The following is a 13,110-nucleotide window of genomic DNA, read 5'->3' as shown; positions in this document are numbered from 1 at the left end:
AGCGTCACGGGTTGATCTCACCTGGGCTCAAACGTCTCGACGTTGTTCCGGCTGGCCGATGGCGTCTAGCACCTCTTGGGGCCACTCAACGGGGTAGGCCGTTTTGCGGCTGAGCCAGTTGCCAAACCCTACAACGAGGTTGATGGGCAGAAACAAGGGAAAGGCCAGGTGGCTGAAAAACGTGAATGTCGGGTTGGTCTTCCACCATGTCAGGTAGCCCTTGCCAAAGACGCCCACGGCACCCATGCATTGCCACAAGGTTTGCGGCGCTTCGTACTGGGCAAGCGGTTCGCCGCCCGGTACGGGGGGGCCGTTTTCCTCCATGTAGCGGCGGATGTGCTCCCACACGGCGGGGGTGGTGATTTCATTCATCACCAGGCCATTGCCGATGTTGAAGCTGTCGATGATGGTCGGGTCCGTGGCGTTTTTGCGCACGATGAACATCAAGGCGTGGCGGCGCGAAACCGTGCTGCCGTTGGTGCCAAGTTGAGCCACGTGCTCCACGTCAATCAAGTCCCAGTCGTATTCGCAGGCACGCATGGGCCAGGGCTTGAACTGGCCAAACCAGCCCGCAGGGAGTTCACGAAAAAGGCGATAGACCTTTCGATGCTCACGATCGAAGATCGTGGGTTCGTCCAGTGGGCAGAACATTTCAATTCGCCACATCTTGAGGGACATGACAATGGCGAAGTAGATGCTTCCGGGAACCACAATAAACCGCCCAAGTACGATCGCAACGATATCTGCGTTTGGACTAAAGGTTCCATCGAGAATTTCGTAAGTCGTCGCGAAAGCACCGATTGAAAAGCACAGAAGACCAGCGGCAAGGCCATAACCACGAATACCTTGTCCGACGCCAATGAAGGAAACGGCGTGCTTGTACACGGCAGTGATAAAACCCAAACTGAGCACATCCTTGCCAGCGGGCTGCTTTTTGGCGAACCGCTTGACCGTGCCTGAGAGCTTCCCGTCAGGGCGAGCTTGATCGGTGCTCACTCCGGCAGCGCTTTGGTGCTGCCCCTTTGCGGGCATGTACGCAGGGCGAAGGTATTCACCATGGCGTAACAGCTTGGAAACTTTCATTGGGCAGGTGCTGTGGCGTGTTCGGTTGCGGGGGTTGTCGATGCTTGTGGGCTTGCCGCCTTGAGGGCATCTTGCAAGCCCGCTAGTTCGGCAGCCCAGTCGCCCTTGGCAAACATGTCATCACGCTTACCGGACATGCTGAAGATACTCGAATCTCGACCAAAGTAGCTGCGCTGTGCCCAGCGCTGCATGGGCGATGGTGTCAGCACAATGGCGCCGAGTTGAAATGTGACACCGGCGCCTAGCAGTATCAGGCCCCAGCCTGACACTGATATGCCCAAGATGGTCAACGCTGCGTCAGTCCCAAGTGAAACGCCTAGTCGCAAGGCAACTGTTTCTACGACCGCTCCGCCAATCCCTCGTCCAATAAGGGCGTCGGCGAGGGCACCAGTGGCGCTTGCAACCGAGGTAAACCCCGTGCCTAGAAACATTGCCGCAGAAATTCGATAGGCCTGAGAAACGATAACGTCCCCCCCCTCCATCGCATCTCTACTTTTTGCTGTGTTGGCAACATAGTTCACCACACCACCTGCCGCACCAGCCAAGTTCGCGGCAAATCGCATGGCGGCAAGCGGCACACTGCTAGCCACCCCATCAGCCCCCCGGTTGGCCACCACCCTGGCCGCACCCGCCACAGCGGCCACTTCCAAGGCACCACTCACCAACCCAGCAGAGCTGTCATAGATGCCGTACAAGGCGTCTCTCACGCCATTTGCGTCACCCTTGGCCTTTGCCGCACAGAGTGCATTCAGGCCGTTCACCAGCCCCAGGCCCTGGACAAACATGCTGCCCAGCCCCAATCTGCCATCCACCGAGAGCGCGATGGCTTTGAGGTCTGCACCACCTTGCGTCAAGGCCTTGCCCACCGCCTTTGCCAAGGCCCCCTGGCTTTGCTGCCCGGCGTAGAGCCTCAAGAATTCGGATTCGCTGAGCACCAGCGCTCCGCTCAAGCCTTCGGTGGCGCTGTGTGCGGCTGCCGCCTTCATTTTCACGGTCCCGGTGTTCGGGTCTTTGATCAGCTTGTCCAGGTCACCTTGTGCAGCCTTGAGTGTGTCGGTGTCGGTCAGCAAACTCAGTGCAATCTGAGCCCCCTTGCCTTGCTTCTTGATGCGGCTGCGGCTGGTGCCCAGGCTTTGCCCGTCGCGCGCTCGCAGGGTGGCCAGCGCTCTTTGGGCATCCACGCGCATGGTGATCAAGACGGGCAGGTTCGCGGCCTGCTTATTGACCGAGCCCAAGGTGCCCCCTGCCAGGATCTCCAAGCCGCGATGCACTGCCCAATATTGCTGAGCCCGCCAGGCCAGTGACGATGCCTTCTTTTGCAGCTGACCGCCAGATTGTGAGCTCATTGCTGCGCTCATGATGGCAGCCGTAAAGGCGGTCGTCTGGCTGATGCTGAGCCGGGCCAAACCATCACCAAACCATTTGTAGTGCTCCAGGCGGGTCTTTTCTCGCAGGCCCTTTAGTACGTCGTAGGTCTTGTCGCGAATTCCGCCGCCTTCGCTGGCGTCCTTGCCAGGGTCTCCAACAAGTTGGGCGTACACCGCTTCGATCCAGCTTTGCTGATTGCCCAGGATGGCCCGGCTGATCACCGCAGCGGGTTGGTTGATGGGCACCTCAAACCTGGAGAGGTAACCCTCCATGACGGCGCCCAGGGTGTAGGGCGCAGGCGTGTTGATGAGGTTGTTCTCTTGCGCGTAATTCAAGCCTGGGCAGACGGGCTTCTTGGGGTCATTGACCGCTTCAGCATCAAAGTGCGCCAGGAAATAGTCCAGCGTGGCGGCATCATCTGAGGCGTTGCGCCAGTCTTGCTCGAACTTGGCCAAAGGCTGGTAATGCTCTTTGTTCATGCGTTCGTCAAAGGCCTTGACCCAGGTGGCCCGTTTGCCCTCGTCGTAGTGGGGGAGCATTTCATCCCAGGTCTTGGCAACCTGCTGCTCGGCCCATGCTTGCGCGCGGGTGTCGTGATCAGGGTAGAACACACGGCCCAGGTCGGTACGCCGAAACGCCAGTTCATAGGGCTTCAACCAGGCCGACTTGGAGGCAGCGTTCAGCCACCGGTCACGGTCTGCTGGGGTCAGGGCCTGCCATTCGGTACCTGGTGGCAAGGTGGCCACCGATGCGTCAAAGGCTTGTTTGGTCTTGATCGGGCTGACTCGGGCATAACTCTCCGTCATTTCCGCGTCCAGCATGGATTTTTTTAAACCCATCAGGACATTGGAGCTGTTCAAGGGGTGTGCGTTCTCGGGGCGTGCCTTGAATTGCTCAGCCAGGTCATAGCGGCGTAAACGCAGGGCATTGAGTTCAGCGGCCACACCAACTGGATCACGGAGAACCACAGCCATTTCAAGGCCTGTGGTCTTGGGGTGGCAAGCTGCTGCGCGTTTGAGGTTGTCTGCCAGGTTTTCAACCTGCGCGGCCATGGTGATGAAGGGGAACTCCTGATCTTGCTTGACGGCGCTTTTAGGATCGCCAGAAGCGGGTACTTTGATGTCACCAAGCGCACATTCCATCACTTGTCTCTTGAGCGCATCGGTCGTGGGCGTGAATGTATGTGCTCCACAGCTTCTCAAGCTCACCCTCTGCATGGCTCTCGGGTTTGCAGCGTTCTGGCCCTTCAGCTTGTCGCTCCAGAGGTTCGCGCTGAACGAGATCCAGATTTCACTGAGCTTATGGGCTTGAGGAATGGACAACAGCTTCATGCCTGCAGCGTTGTGCCCATTGCGGCTGCAAGCCGGGGGCATGGGCATTTGGCTGAATACCGGGTCAGTTTGGGCAATCAGGTCGGCCCCATCGGTTACCCGGTACACCATCCAGTTCTTCATCCCTGGTGGTGGACTGGGGATGAAGACGTGTACGTAGCCCGCGCGAAGAAGGCGCAGCACGTAGCGGCTCTCCGTAGGCTTGCGGGTGGGGATCAGGCCTTCCACTACGTTGTCGGCGCTGAGCAAGGCCTTTGCGCCGATGGGGGCCAGTGCTTCGTCCTTGGCGATGGGGCTGGGTCGTAGCAGCAACAAAGAAAGAACGCTCTTGTTGCAGGTGTCGCAACCTTGCTGTTTGGTGCTCATGACGTGGCTTTCAGGCACATGGCGTGGAGCAGGGGGCTCAACGCGTTGAGGGTTTCAAGAGGCTCGCCCGGTTGAGTTGCGGCGTCGAGTGAGGCAACGATGGCGGGCATCCGTTGTATGTCGCCGTGCAGCAGGGTCAGTACAGCCCAGGCGATGCGGTCGGAGGCGTTTGCAAAGCGCTGAGGCCAACGACGCATGGCTGCGTCAGCCTGTTCCAGCGCCACTGTGCTTTTGGCGTAGCAAGATTGCGTTGCGTGACGGCTTGTGGCTGGTTGCTCACCCAGCCATCGGGCCACTGTCGGGTGAAGCAAGTCACCTTTGATGAAGGAGGCCCATTCAGTGCGGCTCAGGCGCAACGGCGTAGCCGCTTCGGACGTGCTGCGGAGTTGCCTCAGTTTTCGGCATGGGTCGAGGTAGCACCAACGTTGTATGCGGCCCAGATGTGTGGCGATGCGTGCTTCGCCCACCACGTCGAGCAACAAGTCAAGTGCTCGGCGATCAGCCAGACGTTGATAGCGGGCTGTGGTGCTGGCTTCCGTGTTGACCTGCATCAGGGCACTGATGGCCTGAGCCAGCTCGTCTGGTGTCTGGCTGCTGAGCAGCCAACCTCCAATTCGATGGGCACTGGCTCCCGTGCCAGCCACGCCATCAGCTTGGGCCAGACTGAGCTCATCAAGTGCCATCTCAACGGTAGCGGCGAGCAAGGGGTCACTCGCGCCATTCAAGGCCACGAGGTAAGGGTGCAGATGCAGAGGCAGGGAAATGGGCCTGGCCAAGGTGATTTGGTGGACTGGGCGCATCCAGGCTTGTTCGCGAGACGCGACCAATGCGCTTTGATCCACGTTCGCTGGCTCGTATGACATGGGCAAGGGCTCGCCCAGCATCGGATCCACGAGAACGAAACACGGTGTACCAATGTCAAGTAGCGATGCCATTTCTGACACCAACGCAGATGCTTCCATGAGATCAATGGTCAGATGGCGCTGGCGCCGCTCGCGCCAGCTGAAGCGAGGGCGGTGGGGCATTCAGCCAACTTGCCAGGCTTGGACAGGTTGAGCGATGCGCTCGCACTGCTCCCTCCCGCCAACTCCTTCATCGACGCCAGGAAACTCGCATTCCCACTCGTCCCGATTTCGATGTTGCCGCCTTCGATCTTGATGTAGCCCCCGCCTCCATTGAGCAGAATCTTCTCGGGTGCGCTGATGGTGATGCTGGCCGCCGTGCTCTGCAGGTCCACGGCCTTTTCGGCTGTCAGTGTGAAGGCGTCGCTTTGCGCCTGCACGTTCACATTGCCGCTGGCGGCGTGCAGCTTCATGCCCACGTCCTGCACGGCGCGTTGGCCATCCTTGGCTTCGCCGCGTGTGAACAGGCTGATGCCGTCTTTCACCGCCCATGCGGCATGGCGTTGGCTCAGCAGGTTGGTGTCCTGGCCGGCGGTGAGCGTGGTGTGCTGACCGGCGCTGATCACGGTATGTGCTGGGGTGGCGCTGCTGATGTCGGCCGCGGCGCTGACGACGAGGTCCGGGCGCTCGGTGATGGGGATGCTGCCGTGGCCGCCGTCGATGGCGACCATGTCGTTGCCTGCTGAATCGGCGTCGGAGTTGTTGGCACCGCCACCGGAAGCGTTGACGCCCTTGAGGCTGCTCAGCGTGGCCTGCAGGGCCAGTTGTGATGGCAGTTTGTCAGCGGTGGCCTCATTGGGCAGCTTGGCCAGGTGCGTTTGCGCGTTCTCGCTCAAGGCTTTGACCAGCTCGGCGTGGCTTTGCAGTTGGGACTGCGCCTCGCGGGTGTTGGTGGGCTGGCCTTGTGTGGCACTGCTGCCGCCGTGGCGCGCGTGCGTGCTGATGTGCAGGCCGCTGGCGGCGCGCACGGCGCCTTGTGCCTGGGTGTGCAGCTCCAGGCCGTGGCCGCGGCGGGCCAGGCGCTGGTTGTCGTTTTGCTGGAGCAGGTGGCCGATCTGCAGCCAGGTCTGGCTTTGCGTGGTGTGTGCCAGCACGCGGCCCTGGCCGGGCGTGTCGTCGAACACCAGCTGGTTGTAGGCGCCGCCGCCGGCCTGGGATGCGTCCAGGCTCTGGCTCTTGAAGCCGCTGAGCGTGGCGGTGTGGGCATGGCCCTCTTGCTCACCTTGGCGCGCTGAGCCAGGGAACCACACCGGCGCGTTGCCGGTGGCGTTGGCCGCACCACCTGCCACCGCGTTGCCTTGGGCGTTCTCGCTGCCCTGGCCGTTGTAGGCCGCGCCGATCACCACGGGGCGGTCGATGTCGCCTTCCACGAAGGCCACGACCACTTCCTGGCCCAGGCGCGGGATGAAGACGCCGCCCCAGTTGGCGCCGGCCCAGTCTTGTGCCACGCGCACCCAGGTGCCTGAGGCATCGGATGCCGGGGCGTTGTCGCTGGCCGGGTGGCTCAGGCGGTGGCTGCTGCCTGCGCCGCGTTGCCAGTGGAACTGCACCTTCACGCGGCCATCGCGGTCGGTGTGAACGGGGCCGTCCAGGCCCACGACCAAGGCGGTCTGCGTGCCCCAGACCGTGGGTTTGGGGTGGAGCAGGGCGCCGTGCTCGTCTGTCAGGGCAGGGCGCACGGGCACGCTCACACGCTGGGCGTCAAAGCGGGCTTCGTACAGGGGCTCGGCGCTGTGGTTGCCGGCGGCGGCGTCCTGGGCGGGCGCATGCTCGCCACCGAGCAAGGCGTGGCCCAGCAGGTGCTGCAGGCCGGCCTTGGCGTCGGCGCTCATGTTGTTGCGGGCGGTGTGCACCACGCTCAGCACGACGAAGCGGGCGCTGTCGTCCCCGCCGTGCAGCAGGTCGGCGTCGTGCTCGGCATGGTCGGCCAGCACGAAGCTGGTGGCGGGCGACAGGGTGCGCACGGTGGCGCGGCCTTCGAACTGCTTGCGGCGCGCTTCAAGTGACTGCAGGTAGACCAGGGCGAGGCGCTCGGCCTCGGCCGGGGTCTCGTAGGCGTAGGCGCCGGGCTGGTCGCTGTGGACCAGGGGCATGGGCTGGTCGTGGCCGGCGCCAACCGTGCCGCTGGCGGCGTGGTTGGCCACCGAGCGGTAGTCGAAGCTGGCGGTGTTCAGGGTGCTGACACCCACGCGGCGTTTGCCGTGCCAGCGGGTGACGCTGTCTTCCTTCATCACCGCGCCAGGCTGGGTGAAGCGGATGCGGCCTTGCGCGTTGGCGGCGAAAGCACCGTTGTGGTCGGCGATGACCAGGGTGTGGCTGCCCAAGGTGGCCGGGTCGGACGCATCACCCGTGTGTTCGAACCAGCAGAACAGGCCGTTGGCGGCCCACAGGCGCTGCAGGAAGTCGAAGTCGGTTTCGTCGTGCTGGCTGAGCGTGCTCAGCTGGGGGTAGACGGCCTCGTCCTTGATGTCCCAGCGCCACTTGGGTTGCAGGGTGCCTTGCGCGGCGTAGTCGGCAAAGATGGCCTCGGTGATCTGGACCACGCTCTGGTCCTGGAAGATCCAGGCGTCGGTGCGGTGGCGCAGGAAGTCCAGCCAGGCGCCGATCTGCAGTCGGTAGCGGGCGTAACCGCCATCCGAGCCCAGCAGCTCGAAGCCCAGCACATGGCCATGGAAGGGGCGCAGCGCCGTCGTGCTGTGGGCGGTGAGCAGCTCCAGCAGCACGGGCTGGCCGATGAGGTCAACAGGCTGGATGCCGGCGTTGGTGCTCAAGGCCAGCAACTCGATGGCGAAGGGGGCCTGGGCCTGGCGTGGGCCGATGCCCTCGGTGACCCGTGCGCGCTCGGCCAGCAGCATGTTGGGCCCCAGCGGGGTGTGCAGCCGCAGCAAACGGGTGTGCTGGTTGGGGCCGAAGCCGAGCAGGTCGCTCAGCAGGCCATCAACCAGGTCGTGTACGGCGCCGGCCAACGCAGATTGGATGCCGGATAGGTCGGTCATGCTTCCATCCCAGATTTCTTATAGGGCGAATCAATGGAAACCCACGTCGCCTGAGGCTGGGAAGTTAGCGCAAAAGGCCCTGCCCGGACCGGGCCTACCCCCGCTTGGGGGCCCGCTTTGCCCTACCAATGTGCAAGCAAATGTTAGGCAGCGTGTGACATCAGCTGCTTGGCATCGCCGGCCTGATTTCACGGCTTTGACAACACCCTGAGCTGCACCCCGGTTGACAGTTGTAACGGCTTTGGCACACTGTTTGCAGCGAGTGGCATCATGAGTGCAAACCAGATTCACCCGCCCCTTGTGCTGGTGCCCGCCTGTCAGCGCATCCTCGGGCGTCATCCCTTCCATGTCGCGGGCAAAAAGTACATCGATGCGGTGCGCATGGCGGGTTGTGTACCCTTGGTGGTGCCCGCTGCACAAGCAGACGAGTTGCCAGCCTTGCTGGACATCGCCAGCGGCATCTTGCTGACCGGCTCACCCTCCAACGTCCACCCCAGCCATTTCGGCGAGGCCGTGCTGGACGAAACCCTGCCGCTGGACCCCGAACGCGACGCGTGGACGCTGCCCCTGATCAGGATGGCCTTGCGCCGGGGCATGCCTTTGCTGGGCATCTGCCGGGGCTTTCAGGAGGTCAACGTCGCCTTGGGGGGCTCGCTTTACCAGGCTGTGCACGAGCAACCAGGCCTGATGGACCACCGCGGCGATGGCAGCAAACCGGTTGAAGAGGAATATGGCCTGTCCCATCCCGTCAAGCTGATTCACGGCGGGGAGCTGGACCGCGCCCTGCACGGTTTGACCGAGCCGGTGCTCCAGGGTGGCGAGTTCATGGTCAACAGCCTGCACGGGCAAGGCGTGAGGCGGCTGGCCGAGGGCGTGCGCATCGAGGCGCTGGCGCCCGATGGCGTGGTCGAGGCCTTCTCGTGGCACCCCGGTGCAGACGACACCGAAGCGGTGCATGGCGGCTTCAATCTGTGCCTGCAATGGCACCCCGAGTGGCAGGCCGCCAGCAACCCGGTTTCGCAAAAGATCTTCCACGCCTTTGGGGCAGCCTGTGCCGTTTACCAGGCCGCGCCTCGGTCTGCGACCACGGGGCATGGCTCGGACCACGTCGAGCCCGTGCCGCGCCCCGAGCGACGTTAGTTTCCAACCCGTTCAACACAGAACTTAGGTGATGACATGCAAAGCAAGTTACCCGGCAGCTTCAGCGATCTGGAGCAATGGCTCAACGAGCGGCGTGTCACCGAGATCGAATGCCTCGTCCCTGACCTGACCGGCGTGGCGCGCGGCAAGATCCTGCCGCGCGAGAAGTTCACCGAAGACCGCGGCATGCGCCTGCCCGAAGGCATCGTGGCCATCGGGGTCACCGGCGAGTTCCCGGCTTCCGGGCCGTATTACGACGTGATCACACCCACCGACCGGGACATGCACCTGCAGCCCGACCCGGCCACCGTGCGCATCGTGCCCTGGGCCACGGACCCGACCGCCCAGGTCATCCATGATTGTTATGACCGCGAAGGCAAGCTGATCCCGTATGCGCCTCGATCGGTGCTCAAGCGTGTGTGCCAGCTGTATGACGATCAGGGCTGGTCACCCGTGGTGGCGCCCGAGCTGGAGTTCTACCTGATCGAGCGCAGCGTGGACCCGAACATGCCGCTCAAGCCGCCCAAGGGCCGCAGTGGCCGCGCCGAGACCTCGCGCCAGGCCTATTCGATCGATGCCGTCAACGAGTTCGACCCGCTGTTCGAAGACATCTACGACTACTGCGAGAAGATGGAGCTCAACGTGGACACCCTGATCCACGAAGTGGGCGCCGGGCAGATGGAGATCAACTTCTTTCACGACCACCCGCTGGGCCTGGCCGACGAGGTGTTCTTCTTCAAGCGCACGATCCGTGAGGCGGCGCTGCGCCACGAGATGTACGCCACCTTCATGGCCAAGCCCATGGCCAACGAGCCGGGCAGCGCCATGCACATCCACCAGAGCGTGGTGGACAAGGTCACGCAGCAGAACATCTTCAGCAACGCGGATGGCTCGCCGTCAAAGGCCTTCTATTGGTTCATCGGCGGTCTGCAACGCTACATCCCTTCGGCCATGGCCTTGTTCGCGCCGTATGTGAACAGCTATCGCCGCCTGGTGCGCTCCAATGCGGCGCCGATCAACATCCAGTGGGGCACGGACAACCGCACCGTGGGCATCCGCTCACCCGTGGCCACGCCCGCCGCCCGCCGCATCGAGAACCGCGTGGTCGGATCGGACGCCAATCCCTATGTGGCCATGGCCGCCACACTGGCCTGCGGCTACCTGGGCATCATCAAGCAGATCGAGCCTTCGCCGGAATGCAGGGGGGACGCCTATCTGGGCGACTACCAGCTGCCGCGCAGCCTGGGTGAGGCCGTCAACCTCTTGCGTGACGAGGCCGATCTGGCCGAGGTGCTGGGGCAGGACTTCATCACCGTGTACACCGAGATCAAGGACGTCGAGCACGCCGAGTTCATGAAGGTGATCTCGCCATGGGAGCGCGAGCACCTGCTGCTGCACGTGTGATGCCGCCGCACCATTGATAAAGATAACGAGGACCCACCATGAGCCCCACCTTCGAACACAGCACCGCCGAGTGGCAGGCGCTGGACGCTGCCCACTTCCTGCACCCCTTCACCGACTTCAAGGCGCTGGCGGCCAAGGGCACGCGTGTCATCACCAAGGCCGACAACATCTACCTGTGGGACAGCGAGGGCCACAAGCTGTTCGATGCCATGAGTGGGCTGTGGTGCGTGAACGTGGGTTATGGGCAGAAGGCCTTGATCGACGCGGCCACCGAGCAGCTCACGACCCTGCCGTTCTACAACTCCTTCTTCCAGACCACGACCATGCCGGCCATCGCGCTGGCGCACAAGCTGTCGCAGCTCAGCCCGCCCGGCTTCGAGCATGTGTTCTTCAGCGGCTCGGGCTCGGAGGGCAATGACACGGTGGTGCGCCTGGTGCGCCGCTATTGGGACTTGATGGGGCAGCCGGGGCGCCACACCCTCATCAGCCGCTTCAACGCGTACCACGGCTCGACCATGGCGGGTGCCTCATTGGGGGGCATGACGGACATGCACGCCCAAGGCGGCCTGCCCATCCCTGGCATCGTCCACATCGACCAGCCCTATTTCGTGCAGCACGGCCGGCCCGGCGAAAGCAAGGACGACTTCGGCAAACGCGCCGCCTCCTGGCTGGAGGCCAAGATCCTGGAGGTCGGGCCCGACAAGGTGGCGGCCTTCATTGGCGAGCCGGTACAGGGCGCGGGCGGCGTCATCATCCCGCCTGACACTTACTGGCCCGAGATCCAGCGCATCTGCGATCAATACGGCATCTTGCTGGTGTCCGACGAGGTGATCTGCGGCTTCGGGCGCACCGGCCACTGGTTCGGTTGCGAACGCTTTGGCTACAAGCCTGACCTCATCACCTTTGCCAAGGGGGTCACCTCGGGCTACATCCCGCTGGGCGGTGTGCTGGTGGGCGAGCGCGTGGCCAAGGTGCTGATCGAGCAAGGTGGCGAGTTTGCACACGGCTACACCTACAGCGGCCACCCGGTGGCCTGTGCCGTGGCGCTGGCCAACCTGCAGCTGATCGAAGAGCAGGGCCTGGTGCAGCGCGTGCATGACGACACCGGCCCGTATCTGGCCGCGCAGTTTGCGGCGCTGGCGGCGCACCCCTTGGTGGGCGAGGCCGAGACCTGCGGGCTGATGGGGGCGATCAGGCTGGTGCGGCGCAAGGCGCAGGGCGATCAAGCGGCCGAGGCGTTTGCGGCAGACCAGTCAGTGGGCATGGTCTGCCGGGGGCATTGTTTTGGCAACGGGCTGATCATGCGGGCGGTGGGGGACCGCATGATCATCGCGCCGCCCTTGGTGATGACGCGTGTCCAGATCGATGAATTGACAGGGCTGATCAGGCATTGCCTGGACCTGACCCTGGCTGACCTGCAAGGCCGCGGCTGGGTTTGATGCCACGCCGCTGGCGGCGGCGGGCCAGGAAGCCAGCGACCATGCCCAGTCCGAGCAGGCTCATGGCCCCGGATGAGGGCTCCGGCACGGCGCTGGTGGTGACCGGCACGGCTGCGCCAGCGTCGAACGTGAGCGTCGCCCCCTGGGGCACTTGCAGCCCGGTGACCGTCAGGGTGTGCGCAAAATCGGCGTTCGCGTTGTTTGTGCTGACGGCGTCGATGCCCAGGCTGAAGCCGTAGAAGTACTTGCCGCAGTAAGCCCGGCCTGCGCCGATCTCCGGGCAGGCGAACGCCATGCCTTCGGCGGACACGGAGAAGTCCTTGTCGAAGGTGTCGGTGCCGCCCATGCCATCGGTGTGCTGGGCGCTGAAGACCCGCGCGTGGACATCGTTGATCTGGGGCAGCGTCTGCATGACTTGCAAGACATCCACCTCTCCGCCCTGGCTTGCCTGATCCAGCGCAGCCAGCGTGCCTTCATCGACGCCCGAACCCAGCGCCATCACCATCACGGCGGCTGTCGAACCCGCCGTGCGCGACGTCAAGGTGCCTGAGAGATGGAAGTCCATCTTGACGGTGCCTGGCTGGTCCATGATGGTGAAGTAGCTGACACCGGCCATGGCCAAGCCCATGGCGTGCACGTCGGAAAAGCTCTGTCCGGTGCTGGTGAATGCGGCCACGCTCAATTTGGTCGGTGAGACCGCCGCATAGGCCGAGGCGGTGTCGTATTCGCCTGCCACCACTTTGGTGATCGGCTTGGCCAGCCCCAGCAACATCGCCGAGTCCATGCCGGCATCGTCGCCGGCCGATTCGCCCGCCACGCTGGCCAGCGTGTTGGACGCCGATACATACCAATGGTTGAGTTGCCCCTCCTGGAAGGAGGGCAGGACGGAGATCGCGTTGGCGGGCGATACCGGGCCCAGTTGAGCCAGGGCCTGGCCGCCGCTTGTGCTCAACAGCAAGGCCAGTGCAACGCCCAGGCAAGGGCGCCCATGACAGATGGTTCTCATTTGATGTTCCCTGAATATGTGTATTTGGAGGCGCTTGGCGCCGCCCAGATTCTAGGGTTGGCAATGGGCCGTGCA

The 13,110-nt window shown here is 63.4% G+C and carries 8 protein-coding genes; 3 read left to right on the top strand and 5 right to left on the bottom strand.

All coding sequences use genetic code 11. The annotated features are described in order from the left end of the window. Positions 1 to 27 precede the first annotated feature (27 nt). The 4 genes from HY019_RS00455 to HY019_RS00440 form a co-directional block, all read right to left on the bottom strand. The gene (locus HY019_RS00455) at positions 28 to 1,083 is read right to left on the bottom strand and encodes a DUF6708 domain-containing protein (protein WP_290687459.1); all 1,056 of its coding nucleotides are present in this window, start codon (positions 1,081 to 1,083) and stop codon (positions 28 to 30) included. Continuing rightward, positions 1,080 to 4,148: a T6SS effector BTH_I2691 family protein gene (locus HY019_RS00450; protein ID WP_290687458.1), complete on the bottom strand. Its 3,069-nt coding sequence runs from the start codon at positions 4,146 to 4,148 to the stop codon at positions 1,080 to 1,082. The genes HY019_RS00455 and HY019_RS00450 overlap by 4 nt, the downstream gene beginning before the upstream one ends. After that, positions 4,145 to 4,699, bottom strand: coding sequence for a hypothetical protein (locus HY019_RS21495; protein WP_363302005.1), 555 nt, complete (start codon positions 4,697 to 4,699; stop codon positions 4,145 to 4,147). Before HY019_RS21495 ends, HY019_RS00450 begins: the two co-directional genes overlap by 4 nt. Before the next feature lie 422 nt (positions 4,700 to 5,121). After that, positions 5,122 to 8,046, bottom strand: coding sequence for a type VI secretion system Vgr family protein (locus tag HY019_RS00440; RefSeq protein WP_290687455.1), 2,925 nt, complete (start codon positions 8,044 to 8,046; stop codon positions 5,122 to 5,124). A 270-nt stretch (positions 8,047 to 8,316) separates the two neighbouring features. Here HY019_RS00440 and HY019_RS00435 point away from each other — a divergent pair, with 270 nt between their 5' ends. Genes HY019_RS00435 through HY019_RS00425 form a run of 3 tightly spaced genes read left to right on the top strand, consistent with a single transcriptional unit; the run spans position 8,317 to position 12,029 of the window. Further along, a complete protein-coding gene (locus tag HY019_RS00435) occupies positions 8,317 to 9,186 on the top strand; it encodes a gamma-glutamyl-gamma-aminobutyrate hydrolase family protein (protein ID WP_290687454.1) in 870 nt (289 codons plus the stop codon). Between the two features lie 36 nt (positions 9,187 to 9,222). Further along, complete coding sequence (locus tag HY019_RS00430) at positions 9,223 to 10,590, top strand: glutamine synthetase family protein (protein ID WP_290687453.1); 1,368 nt, start codon at positions 9,223 to 9,225, stop codon at positions 10,588 to 10,590. A 38-nt stretch (positions 10,591 to 10,628) separates the two neighbouring features. After that, positions 10,629 to 12,029, top strand: coding sequence for an aspartate aminotransferase family protein (locus HY019_RS00425; protein WP_290687452.1), 1,401 nt, complete (start codon positions 10,629 to 10,631; stop codon positions 12,027 to 12,029). On the opposite strand, the gene HY019_RS00420 is transcribed toward HY019_RS00425, so the two are convergent. Then, positions 11,974 to 13,035 (bottom strand): PEP-CTERM sorting domain-containing protein, encoded by a 1,062-nt coding sequence (locus HY019_RS00420; RefSeq protein ID WP_290687451.1) that lies wholly within the window; start codon positions 13,033 to 13,035, stop codon positions 11,974 to 11,976. The genes HY019_RS00425 and HY019_RS00420 overlap by 56 nt on opposite strands. Positions 13,036 to 13,110: the final 75 nt, after the last annotated feature.

The organism is Aquabacterium sp. (genome assembly GCF_016195855.1).
In the GTDB taxonomy this organism is placed as follows: Bacteria; Pseudomonadota; Gammaproteobacteria; order Burkholderiales; family Burkholderiaceae_C; genus Aquabacterium.
The sequence above is the reverse complement of the archived record's forward strand: the minus strand, read 5'-3'. Positions and strand labels throughout refer to the sequence as shown.